We start from the raw sequence: 16,002 nt of genomic DNA on the forward strand, positions 1-16,002 counted from the left end.
CGGACAGGGCGGGGACCGGCGTGCCGGCCCTCGCCCTCTCCGCCGCCTGCACCGCGCAGCAGCCGGAACTGACAGTTGCACAATGTGGCACTTCGAACTGGCGACAATCCCGGACGAGGAAAGCCACCACAAGTGAGCGACGCCGTGGAAGGTTTGAGACGAAGTCTTTTTCCGTGCTCGCGAGCGCTTGTCGTTATCCGCGGGGGACCTTTCGAACCAGATCAGGGCGCCGGTTTCGTACGTGTTCGGCGAACTGGCGCCAGGCTTGCGAGCAGTCGTTGGCCACCTCGGCGACGGCCTCGACCCAGTGCGACGGCACTGTGTCGATGAGTTCCGGCCAGCTCCTGGCGACCACCGCGTGCGAGTCGAGGAGGCGCAACAGGACACGCCCTTTCTCGGAGAATCGCAGGATCGGGTCCTGGCGCAGCACTTTCAACAACGCTTCCAGGTCGAAGGCGTCATCCGGTCTGCTTTCGGTGAGTCTGGCGCGGCGTTGGGTGGGTAACAGTGGGTCGTCGCCGCGGTGGACGCGGTTGCGCACGTCACGCGCTGTGTTCAGGGATACGCCCGCACCCTCGGAGATCTCACGCAGGGTCGCGTCCGGCTTGCCTGCCAGGATGTCCGCGGCGCGTTCCCGGCTTGCCGCGCCGTCGACCGGACGGGTCCGGCCGTCCCGGCCGATTCTGGTGGTCACCGGCAGGACTTCGTGGGCCAGTTCTCGCCGCATCGCCGCCACGGTGCCGGCCGCCAGGCCCACCGCCGACGCGATCGCCCGGTCGGACCAGTGTGGATGGGACTCGAAGATCCGTTCGGCGGCGGCCTTGCGGTCGGCGAGCGACAGTGGCAGTCCGTGGCTGACGTTCATCTTCACGGCGAGCACGAAGGCGTCGTCCGCGGTGCCGTCGAAATACCGGACCTTGATCGTTCGTTCGCCCCGCAGCACCGCCGCTTTCAGCCGGTGCGCGCCGTCGATCACCCGCATCGTCTGCCGGTGCACGACGATCGCGGGGAGTTCGTCGCCGATTCCGGCGAGAACGTGCGCGTGTTCCTCGTTTCGCCCATTGATCCGAGGAGAGTCGCTGACCGACAACGCGTCGATCGGCACGATCTCGGTGCGGTCATCGACCACGTCGAATGAAGCGCATTCCTTCGCATCCATGGAAAATCCCCACTGTGATTTCCGCGTGCCGGCCGCATGGCCGTTCGTCGAAACGTTCCCCTCGGTGGACTTGGTCGCGCGAACCGGACACCGGTTCTGTGGAAGGGCGCGGCGGCACCACGGTTCATCGGCTTCGACGAACCGCACTCCAGCCGGACGCGCCCAGTCCTAGGTGGACCCACCAGGTCTGGTCTTGTGATTTCCCACCGTGCTCATCCCCTCGCGGCCAGCGTCCCGGGCGGCGACGCCGCCCGCACGACCCTCCCAACGGGTCACTTCCCCGGCGTACAGCCGTTTGGAAGCCCTTAGGAGGCCACGCTACCGCGAGACCGATTGAGGTGTTCGGCCTGAAAGTGGCGATTTGGTAACGGCGGCCGTGCCGTCCCGGTTGCCCGAGTGGACACTCAAAACAGGTCGGCCAGGCATCTTCGCAGGTGAGAGCGGTTCACACCGCAGTGGTCTAGACCGTTGGACAGCGTGGGACGCCGCCTTCGGTGTTCCGGCCCTTTTCGATGAAGGCGATGTTGTGGTACACGTGCAGGCCGGTCACGTTGGCCGCGGCGTACCCGCCGATACCCGCCACCGGCAGCTCCTCGTGGTGTAGACCATCCGTCAGCGTCTTCAGCAGGCCGAGTGACGTGCCGCCGCAGTCGGCCGGATCCTCGCTGCCGCCATAGCTTGGCCGGTACGAGGTCCACAAGTCCTCGATGACGTAATACCCGCCAGTTCGCACGTATGGCAAAAGAGCGGCGAAGGACGAGCGGACGTGCTCGTTGATGTGACTGCCGTCGTCGATGACGACGTCGAACGGGCCGTATTGCCCGGCAATCCGCACCAGGGCGTCAGTGTCGCTCTGGTCGGCCCGCAGCGTGGTGATCCGCTGCTCGTCCAGGTGTGACTGGTCAGAAATGTCTAGACCAAAGATCCAGGACCGCGGAAAGTAGTGTTTCCACATCCGCAACGAGCCGCCGTCGAACGCGGAGTCGTATCCGCCGAAGCCGATTTCCAGGACGCGCAACGATTCCCGGCGCAATGGGCGCAAATGCCGTTCGTACCGCGGCCCGAACCGATGGACTAGACCATTTTTGGCCGACCGGTGACGCACCGCGAGTTTCGCCAGATCCGGCGCTTTCGACGTGCATCCTTCGAGCACCGCGTGCACCGCTTGGGCGGCCGCACCGAGATAAGCGAGTTGTTCCGGACTGGTCGAACTGCCCGGACCGGCCTTGGTCGCCCGTGGCAGCGGAGTCGTCGCGCGCGCCGCGGATTCGAGGTTGTCGCGTGACCCGAACAGTTCCCTGGCCAGTTCGGCGACGTCGTAGTCGATCCGCATGGCCACCCGCTTGTCCGGCGACGGCTGCGGGATCAGGTCGACCGGAACGCCTTTCGCCGCGCGGATGAAGTACGGGATGGTCAGGCCCTTGGTCATGATGCGCACCTCGATCACGACGGGCCAGTCGTTGTCGGGGATGCCTGCACGGAACAGGACCTCGTCGATCAGGATCGACGCCACCTGCTCCGGCCGCATCGCGGCGGTCACCGCGTCGAGCTCGGCGGCACCGGAACCGGCCGCTCGAACCAGCTGCTCGACTGCCTTGTGCGTCATCGAATCGTGCCTTCCCCTGGGATGATCGCTGTCCGCACGGTATCCGGTTGTGGTGCGGTGTTTCCTCAGTCCACAGCCGGAAGCCCGGCCTCCGCCTGTGGTCTGACCGGACCGGCGGCGACCACATCCGGCCCGGTTCGCTGATCCGGACACGATCCTGTTATCTGGTGGTAAGTTCACGTCACCCGTTGTGTCCGAGATGTCACCGGATCGCTTCAACCTGGTGGATGAGGCCAGATTCCAGTCCGGCGACTGACGACAACCCCTCCTCGCGCTGGAAAAGTAGCTCGCAAGATCGTTCAGCAGAGGTGATGACATGATCGATTCTGATCGGTATACGCACCGAGCTTCCTCCGCTCTTCCCTACTACAGCGCCGACGGCGAGAGTTACCGCGCCGAGACGGCCTTGCGGGACCTCGAGAAAACCCTGCCACTGCGCGTTCTGTCCGAATCGGACTTCGAGTTCTGGCAGACCTACGGGTACGTCGTGGTGAAGGAGGCGATTCCGCGCGAGCATGCCCGGCGGTTGCACGACTTCGCCTGGGAGTTCCAGGGTCTGGACCCGGACCGGCCGGAGACCTGGTACCCGGAGCGGCATTTCGCGTCCGACCTGGAACGCGACCTGTACGTCTACGGCCTGGTTGAGGCGTACCACCATCAGTTGATGTGGGACAGCCGCCAGACCCAACGGGTCTACGACGCCTTCGTCGACGTGTGGGACTGCGAAGAGCTGTGGGTCACGTTGGACCGGCTCAACCTGAACCCGCCGAACGTCCGCAACCGGGACTGGAGCGTCATTCCGCGCACCGACCGGGGCTTCGACATGGACCTGCACTGGGACGTCGACACCACGCTCGGCATGCCGCCGCAGCGTGTCCAGGGCATCATCGCCCTGAACGACACGTCACCGGACCGTGGCGGTTTCCAGTGCAATCCCGAGCTGTTCCGGCGCTTCACCGAATGGAAGCGCACGCAGCCGGCGGACCGTGATCCCATCCGCCCGGACGTCGACCGGTCGGCGTACCCGGTCATCAAGCCGCAGCTCGAAGCCGGTGACCTGCTGATCTGGAACGGGTTGCTGGCACACGGCGCGGCACCGAACCAGTCCGCGTCCGGTGTGCGGGTCGCGCAGTACCTGGCGATGATGCCCGCGCTGGAATCACACGACGAGCTCCGGCAGTCGAGGGTCGACTCCTGGCGTCATCTCCGGACGCCGGAGTGGAACGCGACGCTCATCGGCGACAAGGACCAGCACGAGTCACAGCGGTACTCGGCCGCGAAACTGTCCGGCCTGGGCGAGAGATTGCTGGGCCTGCGGTCATGGCACGAGTGACCCGTCGGCGACACGGAGCAACAGCATGCAGAAGATATGCCTGAGCCTGCCCACTAACCGGGCGTGCGCCGCCACGGTGTCCGCCCTGATCGAGGAGGCGGGGTACGCGGCGGACACCTTCGCGGTGGAAGTCCACGTCCTGATCCTGGATTCCTCTGACGAAGCCACGTTCGCCCGGCACGCGGAAGCCGCCTCCGGAGCACGCCCCGATGTGATCGTCCACCACCTGAACGAATCGGCTCAGCGTGACCTGCTGTCCCGGACCGTGCGCGGTGCGGACGTGAGCGACCCGGATCGCTTGCTGGACTTGATGCTTCCGGACGGGGTGGCATACGGAGCCTGCACCAACCGCGCGTTCCTGTTCAGCTCGGCGCTGGGCTGTGCGTCGATCCACCGCAGGGACTCCGACAGCCGCTACCAGGAGCTGGGCGGCAGAAAGATCTTCCCGATCCAGCACGAACTGGGCACGCTGGGCAAGCGTGCGATCGACGCGGCCGACGCCGTGTCCGAGACAGACCTTGACCTGTCGCACGCACATCAGCCCGTGGTTCTGGCAGGCGCGTCCTTCGTCGGTGAGATGTCCGTGGACATCGACGAGATCCGTCAGCTGGATCCGGAGGTCTACTACGACGTCGTCGGCCTGTGGGCGCCGAGCCGGGCGTCGGCCGCGGAACGGCGTGCCTTGGTCGACGAATCGTTCCTGGGCGCCGAGAACGCCACCTTCACCAAAGATCGCGCCACTTTGACGGTCGTCGACCCGATGCACGTCGACATGTGCAACATCGCCTTCCACTCGGTGCACGAGCAGCTCCCGCTGCCCCCGGCGAAGCAGACCATCGGCAGTGACTACTTCCTGTTCCACGTGATCCGGCACGCGGCATTGCCTGGCGTGCACCACAACCGGCACATCGTCAACTACTACACGCCGGAGCGCCGGACGCCGGACGGGTTCGTCGACTACCAGACCCGGCTGGTCAAGTTTTTCCTGTCCATGCCGTACCTGCATCACGTCTACGACGCCATGGCCAAGGCAGGCAAGGAATTGGTGCGGGACAGGGCTTCCCTGGACGTCGCGCGGATCGCGGGTTTCGTCCGGGAGAGCATGCTGCTTTCCACGGAGGAGAACGCGGGGAAGCTGGACGAGATCGACCGCGCGTACCGCAAACTCGGCGGCAAGTACGAGCGGCTCGCCGACCTGCTCAGCGGGCAACGGCGGCAGTTGATCGACGCCGCCGTGCGGGACATGGACGACTTCGCGTTCCTGATCGACAACTGGCGGTCGCTCGTCCGGTCGGCCAGGTCCGCGGGCGTGCTCCAGCCCGCCGGTACGTGAGACATGGTCGAGTACGACTCGGTTCTCGCCGCACTGGCATCGGTCGGCGGGGACCAGCTGGTCTTCGACCTCGCCGGCATCCGGCAGCGGTACGACTCCCTGGTCCGGGAACTGCCCGGCGCGGCCGTCCGGTTCGCGATCAAGTCGTGTCCGGCGCCTGAACTGCTGGATTTCCTGACCGAGTGGAACAGCGGCTTCGACGCGGCCAGCCCCAGGGAACTGGCGCTGGCGATCGAGGCGGGCGCGCCGATCGACCGGATCCACTACGGCAACACGGTCAAGTCCGATGAGGACATTCTGGCCGCGTACCGCCTCGGGGTTCGGGACTTCGCCACCGACAGCGTGGAAGACGTCGTGTCGATCGCCGCCCATGCGCCTGGTTCACGGGTGTTCTGCCGGATCGCCACCTCGGGTGAGGGAGCGTTCTGGGGCCTCAGCCGCAAGTACGGGTGCTCGACGGTCGAGGCGGTCCGGGTGCTGGTCACGGCCAACTCGTTGGGGCTGAAGCCATCGGGCCTGTCGTTCCATGTCGGATCGCAGCAAATGACCGCCACGGCATGGACACGTGCCTTCGCCGATGTCGCCGAAGTGATCGTGGCGTTGCGTGCGCACGGGATTGCGCCCGATCACGTCAACGTCGGCGGCGGTTTGCCCGCGCTCGGCTACCTGGACACGAACGGCACGCCGTTGGTACCGCCCATCGGCGAGATGTTCGCGTCCATCAGGGCGGGCATGGCCGAGGTCCGGCGGGTGGCCGGGGCACCGATCGGCTTCAGGCTGGAGCCGGGGCGGCATCTTGTCGCCGACAGCGGGGCGATCAAGGCCCGGGTGTCGCGCTTTGCCGTGCGGGAGCTGCGCGACGGTGAACGGGAGCACTGGCTCTACCTCAGTTGCGGGAAGTTCAACGGCCTGTACGAGCTGGATCAGGTCGTCTACCCGTTCGTGTTCCCGACGCACATCGGCGAGGAGTCCGCGCCTGCCGTCGTCGGCGGGCCGACGTGCGACAGTGACGACATCTTCTTCCAGGGACGGCCGGTGGTGCACGTGCCCACGTCGATCCGGTCCGGCGATCCAGTGTGGATTCTGTCCAGCGGCGCCTATTCGATCAGCTACACCACGGTCGGCTTCAACGGTTTCCCGCCGCTTCCGGCGACGTTCGTGCGCCCGTTGGAAGGAGTGGCGTGCTGATCCGTGCGGTGGCCGACGAGGATTGGGACAGCATCGCGACTCTGGAAGCCGGTGCCTACCAGGACCTCGGGCTCTCCGAGGACCTGTCGGTGCTGAAGTCACGCGCGCAGACCGCCTTCGTGCTGGAGCTCGACGGGACGACGGCCGGGTACGTCCTCGCGTTGCCCTGGCGGCCTTTCCACTGCCCTGATCTGGGCCGTCCGGAACGGGAAATCGTCGCTTCCACGAACCTGCACCTGCACGACATGGTGGTCGCCGACGAGCACCGACGGCGTGGGCTGGGACGGCTTCTGCTGTCCCGGCTCGTGCGGGCGGCCAAGGACGCGGGGTACGGGCGGATCTCGTTGGTGGCGATCGGGGGACGCGAGAAGTTCTGGTCGGCCAACGGTTTCCGGCCTCACCCGCAGATCACCGTGCCGAGCTGTTACGGCCCGGGCGCGCTGTACATGTCCACGGCGATATAGGAAGTGGTTCCCATGACACGGCAGTCCCTGCGGGCCGAGATCGCGGTGGCCGCGTTCTTCCTCTGCCTCGGTTTCCAGTACGCCACCTGGACGTCGAGGTTGCCTGCCATCAAAGACACCTTGGGGCTGACCACCGGCCAAACCGGACTGCTGATCCTGGCGTCCGGAGCGGGCGCGGCGGTGTCGTTCCCGCTCGTGACGGTGTTGATGCGCAAGCTCGGTTCCCGGAGCCTGGCAGGCGTTTCGGCGATCACCGTGGCGTTGTGCCTGATTCCGATCGCCCAAACGCCGCCGTACCCGGTGATGCTGGCGATCCTGTTCGTCAACGGGATTGGCTGCGCCTGTCTTGACGTCGCGATGAACGCACAGGGCGCGCTGCTCGAAGAGACCTACGAGCGGACCGTCATGTCCCGGTTGCACGCCGTTTTCAGCGGTGGCGGACTGATCGGCGCGCTGGCGGCGGCCGGAGTCAGCAGTGTGACCCCGAACCTGACGGTCAACTTCGGGATCGCGGCCGCCTTCATCGTAGTGCTTGTCGCGTACGCGTGGCCGCGGCTGTCGCCCGGTGATCTCGCGGGCCAGACGCGATCGTCCGAAAAGGTCAGACGCGGATTCACCCTGCCGACCCGCCTGGCTTTGCTGCTGGGCTTGGCAATGGCTTTCGCCACCGTTGTCGAAGGCGCGATGACCGACTGGTCTGCGGTGTATCTCAAGGATGTCGCCGGGGCGTCCGCCGAACTCGCGCCGATGGGCGTCGCGGTGTTCTCCGGCACGATGCTCGTGGCCCGGTTGTTCGCGGATCGCTGGCGGAGCCGTTGGGGGGACCGGCAGGTCGTCATGGTCGGGTGCACATTGGCTGCCATCGGGTTGTCGATCGGCCTTGTGTTCGGTGGCATCGTGCCGATGTTGGCCGGTATCGCGTGCGTGGGCCTCGGTGTGGCCGCGGCTGGTCCGTGCGTGTATGTCGCGGCGGCCAAGCAAGGTCCGGACGCCCTGACGTTGGTGGCCGCGACGGGCATCACCGGAATGCTGGCCGGGCCGCCGGTCATCGGCTACCTGGCCGAATTCAGCAGCCTCACGTGGGGCATGACGGCGGTCGCCGTCGCGGCGTTGCTCGTGGTGTTCTGTGCCACGCGGATTCCGTGGCCGGTGGCGGAGAAGCAGGATGCCCGAAGCTAGAAACGGCCGATCAGTCGAACTCCCTTCTGTACAACGTTCTCAGGCAAACGTCAACCTGTGGCCGAAGTGCGCCAGGTCCCGGTGTGGTGCAACTGTTCAATCAGACAGTTGAACCCCGGCGGCCGTGCGTCCCGGAAAGTTGCGTGGCCGTAGGCGGCTCGGGATGATCACCGCGGCTCTGGGCGAGCCGGCGCGTCCCGAGAAGTCCGACACGACAGGTTTGGGGAGTTCGGCTGTGACGTTTCCTGGTGCGAAAACGGAGATCCTGGTGTGCAGCCCGCATCCGGTGATCAGGGAGGGGCTCGTCTCGATCATCGACCGCGATCCCGTGCTGACCGTGGCGGGTGATGCCGGGACCGGTGACGCACTGGTGGAACTCGCCAGGACGCTGCGGCCCTCGATCGTGGTGACGGCCCACGTACCGCCGGCGCTGGACGCGATGCGGATCAGCGCGGCGCTCGGCCGGGGCACCGATCCCCGGGGCCGTCCACGGGTGGTCGCGCTGGTCGGCGACCTGGACCACCGGGAACTGCTGGAGATGATCCAGGCGGGAGTGCGCGGGATCGTGCTGGAGGACATGATCTCCAGCGAGCTGACGTCGGCGTTGCGCACTGTCGCGTCAGGACTGATGGTGCTCGGTGTGCCCGCGATCGACAGCACGTTCCAGCAGATCCTGATTCACATGCCCAGTGACGTCCGGGGCCTCGCCGAGGAGTTCCGGATGCTGACCAAACGGGAGCTCGAAGTGCTCGCGCACGTGGCCAGGGGCAAGTCCAACCGCCGGATCGCCGCCGATCTCTGTGTGAGCGAGGCGACCGTGAAGTCGCACCTGTACCACATGTGCCGCAAGCTGAACGTCACAGACCGGGCCCAGATGGTCGTGATGGCGTACGAGTTCGGCCTGGTCAGCCCGGCGAAAGCGGCCGCGTGCTGACCGCCCGGCGGGACATCAGGCCATCAGTCCGGCCGCGACGGTCGCGCCGAGTTCCCAGCACGCTTCCAGGTCTTGTTTGGACGGTGCGCCCAGGACGTTGACCGCGTTGGTGGCCTTGGTCCAGCCGAGCCCGGCGGTGATGGATTCGACCGCGCGGATCGCACCTTCGGTGCCTTCGTTGCCGTGCACGTAGAGACCGTACGGGCGGCCTCGGGTGGAATCGAGGCACGGGTAGTAGATCAGGTCGAAGAACACCTTGAGTGCGCCCGACATGTACCCGATGTTGGCTGGCGTGCCCAGGATGTACGCGTCCGCTTCCAGTGCGTCCGGGACCGAGGCGGCGAGCGCGGCGCGGCGCTCCACCGTCACGCCTTCGATCTCCGGCGCGGTCGCGCCGGAGACGACGGCTTCGAACATCGCCTGCATGCCTGGTGACGGCGTGTGGTGCACGATCAGCAGGCGAGGCATCTCAGGCTCCCAACAGTTCCGTGATCACCGTACGCAGCTCGGTCAACCGTGCTCGGGCCGTTTCGCGTGCACTGTCCAAGCCGGACGACACCGGCTCGACAACCTCCAAGTACGCCTTGAGTTTCGGCTCGGTCCCGGACGGCCGGACGACCACTCGCAGACCTTCGCCGGTGAACCTCAGGACGTCTGCCTGTGGCAGCAGGTCTTCCGAGGTGACGGTCACTCCGGCGAGCGTCGTGGGCGGAGCCGACCTCAGCTGGGCCATCAGCCTGCCGATCAGCGGCAGTTCGGTGACCCGCAACGAAACCTGATCGGTCAGGTGCACGCCGTGCGTCACGGCCAGCTCGTCGAGCACGTCCAGCAACGTGCGGCCGGAGGCCTTGAGTGTCGCCGCCAGATCGCACGCCACGACGGCGGCGGAGATGCCGTCCTTGTCGCGAACGTACGACGGATCGACGCTGTTGCCCAGCGCTTCCTCGTACGCGAAGACAAGGCCGTCGCCCGCGCGGACCAGCCACTTGAAGCCTGTCAGCGTCTCGGCATAGCGGGCGCCGTAGGCCGCGGCGATCGAGCCGAGCAGCGATGACGACACGATCGTCGTGGCGACCAGAGCGTCCGGTGTGCCCAAAGTGGACAGGATGTGGTTGCCCAGCAGGACGCCGGTTTCGTCGCCGCGCAGCATCCGCCACGTGCCGTTGTCGTTCACGCCGAGTGCGCACCGGTCGGCGTCCGGGTCGAGGGCGATCGCCAGATCGGCCGACGACTGCTCGGCCGCGGCGAGCAACAGGTCGGCGGCGCCGGGCTCCTCGGGGTTGGGGAACGTCACCGTCGGGAACGCCGGATCCGGGTCGGCCTGCGCGGAGACCAGTGACACGTCGGTGAAACCGGCTCGCTGCAAGGCTTCCAGTGCCGGTTGGCCGCCGACGCCGTGCATGGGGGTCAGCACGACCTTCACGTCACGCGAGGTGCCACGCGGCAAGGTCGCCACCCGGGCGTAGTAGGCGTCGACGACGTCCTGCCGGGTCGAGGTGGGAATCTCGGTGCGGGGGATGGACACCGCGGCGGGGGCGTCGCGGATCGCGGCCTCGATCAGCCGGTCGTCCGGTGGCACGATCTGTGTGCCGTCCGCGTCGTAGAGCTTGTACCCGTTGTCCGCGGGCGGGTTGTGCGAAGCCGTGATCTGGATTCCCGCGACAGCGCCGAGATGACGTACGGCGAACGCTGTGATCGGCGTCGGCAGCGGCCCGTCGAGCTGGCACACCTGGAATCCGGCGGCGGTCAGGACCGCCACCACGTCACGGAAGAACTCCGCCGATCCGGTGCGGGCGTCCCGCCCGACCACGACGAGCCCACCTCCGTGTCCCTTGTGGACGAGCCAGGACGCGACGCCGTACGTCGTCCGGACGACCACGGACCGGTTCATTCCGTTGACGCCCGCCCGGACCGGGCCACGCAGGCCCGCGGTGCCGAACGTCAGCGGACCGGACATCCGGTCCGCCAGCTCGGTCAACGCGTCCGGCGACCCGCCCATGGCCTGGGCAAGCACCTGTTGCAGCTCGGTGCGGGCCGCCGGATCGACGTCGTCGGCGATCCACCGGAACGTCCGGTCGCGCAGCTCCGACGTGAGCCTCACGCGCGAACCACCAGCTCACGCAACAGCTTGCCCATCTGCGTCGCCGCCTTGCGGCCGGCTTCGAGCACTTCGAGGTGGTTCAGCGGCTCACCGGTCAGCCCGGCGGCGAGGTTGGTCACCATCGACAGGCCGAACACCTCCATCCCGGCCGCGCGGGCGGCGATCGCCTCCAGCACGGTCGACATGCCGACCAGGTCCGCGCCCATCGTGCGCAGCATCCGGATCTCCGCCGGGGTCTCGAAGTGCGGCCCCGGCAGGCCCGCGTACACGCCTTCCTGCAGCGATTCGTCGATGCCACGGGCCACGTCCCGCAACCGCGACGAGTACAGGTCGGTCAGGTCCACGAACTCGGCGCCGACCAGCGGTGACGTGGCGGTCAGGTTGATGTGGTCGCTGATCAGCACCGGCTGTCCGACCCAGTACCCCTCCCGGATGCCGCCCGCCGCGTTGGTCAGCACGACCGTCTGGCAGCCCGCGGCGGCCGCGGTCCGCACGCCGTGCACGACCTGGCTGACCGGGTGCCCTTCGTACCGGTGTGTCCGGCCGAGCATGAGCAGCACGCGCTTGTCGCCGACCTCGACCGACCGGATGGTGGCGCCGTGCCCGGACACCACCGGTGCCAGGAAGCCGGGCAGTTCGGCGACCGGCACCTCGACCCCGCCGGAGCCGATCTCGTCGGCCGCGGGCCGCCAGCCCGAGCCGAGCACGACCGCCAGGTCGTGCGTGGCCGAGCCGGTCCGCTCGGCCAACGCCGTTGCCGCCGATTTCGCGAGGATCTGTGGGTCTTGTCGAGTACCGGTCACGGCCGCGAGCCTACGTCAACCGGCACACCCCGCTCTCCTTTGTCGACGGTCACCGTCCGCACCGCGAGGAACAGCAGGAACCCGATGGGCGCGAGGAGGATCGTGACGAGCAGTATCGGCGCCATCACCAGCGGGTGGACCCGCGAACGCGACTCCAGGTACATCCATCGCCCGACGAAGAGGTCGAAGGCGATGATGTGCGCCCATACCAGCGTCGCGGCGCCGCCTTCGGCCATCGCCTCCTGGAGGCCGGGCAACGTCGGCCCGGTCACCAGCGGCAGCACCTCGGCCAGCCGGGGAATCGCGATGACCAGGTAGAGCACGGCGATCGGGGCGATGATCAGCGGCGAGCCGATCACCCGCCTGGTCACCGACCACCCCGGCGCGAGGATCATCAGCGCCCAGAACGGCGCTGCCAGGGAGAAGCTCAGCTGGAACAGGAAGTCCATCAGACCGACACCTTCTCCTTCGTCCGCAGAGCCGTGGCCCACGCGCCCGCGCAGCCGATCGTCAGCGCCGCCAACACGCCGAGCGTCATACCGTCCGGGGCGATCAGCGACTGACCGCGCAACGCCTGCCACAGCACCAGAGCCAGCAGGCCCGTGTAGAAGATCCCGCCGATGAGGACCAGCCGTGTGCGGACGATCTCCTCGTACCGCCGCCGCAGCACCAGCGCGAGCAGCGGAAGCGCTTGCATGGCATGGATTCCGACGAAGTGCGCGATGCGCAGGTCGCCGCCGACCGTGCTCCAGCCGGTGATCGGCATGCCCGGGCCGCCGTCGGCGACACCGACCGAATGACCGCCGATCAGCGCGGGCTCGACGTCATTGCGCAGCAGTTCCAGCTGCTCAGGCGTGGGCTGCGGCATCAGGAACGCCACGGCCATGCCGACGAGCGCGAGCACGAGGCCGATCCGGATCGCCCACAGCATCGGCGCGTCGAGCACGCGCTGGCGCATCAGCAGTACCGCGACCACGACGTTCGACGTCCACAGCACCACGATCGCGATGCCCATCACCGCGAAGGCGAGCCCGTCGAAGCCCGGTGAGTTGTTGAAGTGGCTCGGCACACCGCGGACGGTCTGCAGAACCAGCACGACCATCTCGACCACCATGGTCACCGTGGTGATCAGGGCCATCCACTGTGCGACGCGCTTCCCCTTGTGCAGCAGGGACGTCATCCACGCGAGGGTGGCGGCGTAGACCGCGATCGACACGCCGAACTTGAACGGCTTGAGCCAGATCGGGTCGCCGATCAGGACGCGGTCGTCGAACAGCAGCCCGCCGGTCGCGATGACCGTCTGCGCCACGGCCAGACCGGCGAGCACGAGTAATGGCCTGTTCCACGTCCGGATTTCTGTTCTCAACGCCATCGTGGGTCCCCTCTGAACGACTGGTAGATAGTGAAGCTATCCGCTATCGATAAGTACACTATCCATCCTGAGATGTTCTAAGCAAGTGTCGGGAGGCCGCGGGATGCGGATGGCTGAGCTGAGCAGGCGGACCGGGGTGCCGGTGCCGACGATCAAGTACTACCTGCGCGAAGGCCTGCTGCTGCCCGGCGAGCGGACCAGCCCCAACCAGGCCATCTACGACGAGTCACACGTGCGCAGGCTACGGATGATCCGCGCGCTGGCCGAGGTCGGCGGCCTGTCGATCGCCAAGGTCAGAGACGTGCTCGACGCGGTCGACTCACCCGACGAGCCGTTCGAGGTGCTGGGCGCGGTGCAGCGGAGCATCGAGCCGCCGGTCGGCGCGACGGACGGCGAACACTGGGCACAGGCACGGGAACGGGTGGCGAAACTGCTGCTGGAACGGGGATGGCGGGCCAAGATCGGCAGCCCGCCCGCGCAGACGCTGATCGCGGCGCTGGCCTCGCTCTACGACGTCGGCCGCGAGGATCTGACGGATCTGCTTGAGCGTTACGCCCCGATGGCCGAGAAGATCGCCGAAACAGACGTCGAGCGGGTCACCCGGGGCCAGGGCATCGAGGACACGATCGAAGGCGTCGTGATCGGCACCGTCATCGGCGAAACCATGTTCGGCGCGCTGCGCCGCCTCGCCCACCAGCACGTCACGGCGATGACCTTGGGCGTGGTCGAGGAGTACGACTTTGGCCCAGGCACAGCCGGAGGCTCAGGGAGTCACCTTGAATGACGGCGCGATCCGGTCGAACAGCGCGCCCTTCCCGGTGTCCTCCTCGACCGTCGGCACGGTCACGCTGACCACCCACAGGTCGACGGTCAGCGGAATGATGTTGCTGTAGGTCGTCCGCCGCAGCGACCCGGCGTCGACGGTGTTGTACTTCCAGTACTGGCCGGGCTCGGGCCCGGTGCCGAACGGCTGCGCCAACGGGTCGCCGCTGACGAACGCGTCCTTCGGCCACGTCGCCTGCACAGCGTCCTTGTACTGGCTGACCTTGTGCCTGTCGAAGAAACCCGGGAACCGCTCGACGGTCAGCGCGTACCGGCCGTCCGGCGACAGGTAGTGCACCCGCGTGCTCGCGGGCAGGTTCTTCGGCTGCCGTTCCTCGACGAACGTCTCCCAGCCGGGCGGCACGTTGATGGTGAACACGCCGCCCTTGGCGCCCTTCAACGTGGCCGCGTCGCCGACGCGGGGCACCAGGTCGCCGGCCTGGATGGACGGCGGCGGCTGCACGACGGGCTGCTCGATCAGCGTGGGTTCGGCCGGCAGCAACGGTTTTCCACCCGCGTACCGGGCCGCGGCGAATCCGCCACCCGCCGCCGCGAAGAACACCAGCGCCGCGGCCGCGTAGACCAGCGTGCGCGGCACGCCACGCCGGACTGGCACCGGCTCCACGGGGGAGGGTGACGGCGTGAACGGCAACGGGCCCGGGTCGGCGGCCAGCGAGGGACCCTCCGGCTCGGCGGCAGGCTGGGGTTGCGGGTCGGGGTCGGGTTCCACGGAACGCGCTGGCTGCGCCGGGATGAAGCGCTCCGCGCCGGTGATCTCCTCCGCGGTGAACGGCGACGTGCCGGGCTCCGGCAGCAGGCCGTACATCCGCCTGCGCACCTCGGCCAGCGTCATCCGGCCGGCGGGCTCCTTGACCATCAGGCCACTGACGATCCCGGCCATCGGGCTGTCCGACGCCGGGCGCGGCACCTCGCCGTTGACCACTTCGAGCAGCGTGGCGATGATGTCGCCGTCCGGGTTGTACGGCGCGTGCCCCTCGATGGTCGCGAACAGCGTCGCGCCGAGACTCCACAGGTCGGCGTTGTGCGTCACCTCGCCGCCGGACGCCACCTCGGGCGCGATGTAGGCAGGCGAGCCGAGCGTGATCCCGGTCTTGGTCAGCGTGTTCTCGGAGATGTTGCGGGCGATGCCGAAGTCGGCCAGTTTGATCCGGCCGTCCGTGGCGATCAGCACGTTCGCCGGCTTGACGTCACGGTGGGTGATCCCAGCCTGGTGGGCGGCCTGTAGCGCGGCCGCGACCGCGTCGGCCACCGCGGCGGCCTGGGTCGTGTCCAACGGCCCTTTCGATCGCAGCAGGTGCGCGAGGCTACTGCCGGGCACGTGCTCCATCACGACGTACGGGTCGCCGTTCTCTTGGGCGATGTCGTGCAGCGTGACGACGTTCGGATGCGACAGCACGCCGATCGCGCGCGCCTCACGTAACGTCCGCTCGCGCACCTCATCGGCCTGGCTCTGCGGCATGCCGGGAGGCAGCCGGATCTCCTTGACCGCCACCGTGCGGTGCAGGAACTCGTCGTAGGCGCGCCACACCGTGCCCATCGAGCCGTGTCCGATCACACTCACAAGGCGATAGCGGCCGGCGATCACGCGCTCGGCCTGCTCCGCCTTGGTCTCGGACACCACGTCCCCCATTGTGCCGACACCCCTATCCACACCCCTGAGATGGTCCGTGTCACAGTCTGCCGCCGG

At 67.6% G+C, this 16,002-nt stretch carries 15 protein-coding genes; 7 read left to right on the forward strand and 8 right to left on the reverse strand.

Annotated elements, in window-relative coordinates:
* Nucleotides 1-193 precede the first annotated feature (193 nt).
* Both GC106_RS10000 and GC106_RS10005 read right to left on the reverse strand, forming a co-directional pair.
* Nucleotides 194-1,159, reverse strand: coding sequence for a ParB/RepB/Spo0J family partition protein (locus GC106_RS10000; RefSeq protein ID WP_173127296.1), 966 nt, complete (start codon nt 1,157-1,159; stop codon nt 194-196).
* 460 nt (nt 1,160-1,619) lie between these two features.
* On the reverse strand, nt 1,620-2,765 hold the full coding sequence (locus tag GC106_RS10005; RefSeq protein ID WP_173127299.1) for a class I SAM-dependent methyltransferase: 1,146 nt from the start codon (nt 2,763-2,765) through the stop codon (nt 1,620-1,622).
* Between the two features lie 316 nt (nt 2,766-3,081).
* Here GC106_RS10005 and GC106_RS10010 point away from each other — a divergent pair, with 316 nt between their 5' ends.
* The 6 genes from GC106_RS10010 (at nt 3,082) to GC106_RS49250 (ending at nt 9,196) form a co-directional block, all read left to right on the forward strand.
* Nucleotides 3,082-4,098: a phytanoyl-CoA dioxygenase family protein gene (locus GC106_RS10010; protein WP_173127302.1), complete on the forward strand. Its 1,017-nt coding sequence runs from the start codon at nt 3,082-3,084 to the stop codon at nt 4,096-4,098.
* A 25-nt stretch (nt 4,099-4,123) separates the two neighbouring features.
* Nucleotides 4,124-5,431 (forward strand): DUF6271 family protein, encoded by a 1,308-nt coding sequence (locus GC106_RS10015; protein ID WP_173127305.1) that lies wholly within the window; start codon nt 4,124-4,126, stop codon nt 5,429-5,431.
* A 3-nt stretch (nt 5,432-5,434) separates the two neighbouring features.
* Nucleotides 5,435-6,619 (forward strand): type III PLP-dependent enzyme, encoded by a 1,185-nt coding sequence (locus GC106_RS10020; protein ID WP_173127308.1) that lies wholly within the window; start codon nt 5,435-5,437, stop codon nt 6,617-6,619.
* Complete coding sequence (locus GC106_RS47640) at nt 6,613-7,083, forward strand: GNAT family N-acetyltransferase (RefSeq protein ID WP_173127311.1); 471 nt, start codon at nt 6,613-6,615, stop codon at nt 7,081-7,083. Before GC106_RS10020 ends, GC106_RS47640 begins: the two co-directional genes overlap by 7 nt.
* Nucleotides 7,084-7,095: 12 nt before the next feature.
* On the forward strand, nt 7,096-8,262 hold the full coding sequence (locus tag GC106_RS10030) for an MFS transporter (protein WP_173127314.1): 1,167 nt from the start codon (nt 7,096-7,098) through the stop codon (nt 8,260-8,262).
* A 235-nt stretch (nt 8,263-8,497) separates the two neighbouring features.
* Entirely contained in the window at nt 8,498-9,196 is a 699-nt protein-coding gene (locus tag GC106_RS49250) for a response regulator transcription factor (protein ID WP_173127317.1), read from the forward strand.
* Between the two features lie 15 nt (nt 9,197-9,211).
* Here GC106_RS49250 and GC106_RS10040 read toward each other — a convergent pair whose 3' ends face one another.
* From GC106_RS10040 to GC106_RS10060, 5 genes are read right to left on the reverse strand one after another with little or no spacing between them, the layout of a single operon-like run.
* Complete coding sequence (locus tag GC106_RS10040; RefSeq protein WP_173127320.1) at nt 9,212-9,664, reverse strand: flavodoxin family protein; 453 nt, start codon at nt 9,662-9,664, stop codon at nt 9,212-9,214.
* Nucleotide 9,665: 1 nt separating this feature from the next.
* Nucleotides 9,666-11,297 (reverse strand): phospho-sugar mutase, encoded by a 1,632-nt coding sequence (locus GC106_RS10045; RefSeq protein WP_173127323.1) that lies wholly within the window; start codon nt 11,295-11,297, stop codon nt 9,666-9,668.
* Nucleotides 11,294-12,100, reverse strand: a complete 807-nt coding sequence (locus GC106_RS10050) for a purine-nucleoside phosphorylase (protein ID WP_376777719.1) — start codon at nt 12,098-12,100, stop codon at nt 11,294-11,296. The genes GC106_RS10045 and GC106_RS10050 overlap by 4 nt, the downstream gene beginning before the upstream one ends.
* On the reverse strand, nt 12,097-12,549 hold the full coding sequence (locus GC106_RS10055) for an ABA4-like family protein (protein WP_217280288.1): 453 nt from the start codon (nt 12,547-12,549) through the stop codon (nt 12,097-12,099). The genes GC106_RS10050 and GC106_RS10055 overlap by 4 nt, the downstream gene beginning before the upstream one ends.
* Nucleotides 12,549-13,472 carry a hypothetical protein gene (locus GC106_RS10060; RefSeq protein WP_173127326.1) on the reverse strand — a complete coding sequence of 308 codons (924 nt, stop codon included), beginning with the start codon at nt 13,470-13,472 and terminating at the stop codon, nt 12,549-12,551. Before GC106_RS10060 ends, GC106_RS10055 begins: the two co-directional genes overlap by 1 nt.
* Before the next feature lie 103 nt (nt 13,473-13,575).
* On the opposite strand from GC106_RS10060, the gene GC106_RS10065 reads away from it, so the two are divergent.
* On the forward strand, nt 13,576-14,256 hold the full coding sequence (locus GC106_RS10065; protein ID WP_173127329.1) for a MerR family transcriptional regulator: 681 nt from the start codon (nt 13,576-13,578) through the stop codon (nt 14,254-14,256).
* Here the strand turns inward: GC106_RS10065 and GC106_RS10070 are convergent.
* Nucleotides 14,236-15,945, reverse strand: coding sequence for a serine/threonine-protein kinase (locus GC106_RS10070; protein ID WP_173127332.1), 1,710 nt, complete (start codon nt 15,943-15,945; stop codon nt 14,236-14,238). The two genes, GC106_RS10065 and GC106_RS10070, sit on opposite strands and share 21 nt — an antisense overlap.
* Nucleotides 15,946-16,002: the final 57 nt, after the last annotated feature.

This window comes from Kibdelosporangium persicum (assembly GCF_013280595.1).
In the GTDB taxonomy this organism is placed as follows: domain Bacteria; phylum Actinomycetota; class Actinomycetes; order Mycobacteriales; family Pseudonocardiaceae; genus Kibdelosporangium; species Kibdelosporangium persicum.

What these genes read in the sequence shown, in the direction of transcription:
- GC106_RS10000 (WP_173127296.1), bottom strand. Translation starts at nt 1,159, where the DNA reads ATGGATGCGAAGGAATGCGCTTCATTCGACGTGGTCGATGACCGCACC.
- GC106_RS10005 (WP_173127299.1), bottom strand. Translation starts at nt 2,765, where the DNA reads ATGACGCACAAGGCAGTCGAGCAGCTGGTTCGAGCGGCCGGTTCCGGT.
- GC106_RS10030 (WP_173127314.1), top strand. Translation starts at nt 7,096, where the DNA reads ATGACACGGCAGTCCCTGCGGGCCGAGATCGCGGTGGCCGCGTTCTTC.
- GC106_RS10040 (WP_173127320.1), bottom strand. Translation starts at nt 9,664, where the DNA reads ATGCCTCGCCTGCTGATCGTGCACCACACGCCGTCACCAGGCATGCAG.
- GC106_RS10065 (WP_173127329.1), top strand. Translation starts at nt 13,576, where the DNA reads ATGCGGATGGCTGAGCTGAGCAGGCGGACCGGGGTGCCGGTGCCGACG.
- GC106_RS10010 (WP_173127302.1), top strand. Translation starts at nt 3,082, where the DNA reads ATGATCGATTCTGATCGGTATACGCACCGAGCTTCCTCCGCTCTTCCC.
- GC106_RS10070 (WP_173127332.1), bottom strand. Translation starts at nt 15,945, where the DNA reads ATGGGGGACGTGGTGTCCGAGACCAAGGCGGAGCAGGCCGAGCGCGTG.
- GC106_RS10060 (WP_173127326.1), bottom strand. Translation starts at nt 13,472, where the DNA reads ATGGCGTTGAGAACAGAAATCCGGACGTGGAACAGGCCATTACTCGTG.
- GC106_RS10055 (WP_217280288.1), bottom strand. Translation starts at nt 12,549, where the DNA reads ATGGACTTCCTGTTCCAGCTGAGCTTCTCCCTGGCAGCGCCGTTCTGG.
- GC106_RS10020 (WP_173127308.1), top strand. Translation starts at nt 5,435, where the DNA reads ATGGTCGAGTACGACTCGGTTCTCGCCGCACTGGCATCGGTCGGCGGG.
- GC106_RS10015 (WP_173127305.1), top strand. Translation starts at nt 4,124, where the DNA reads ATGCAGAAGATATGCCTGAGCCTGCCCACTAACCGGGCGTGCGCCGCC.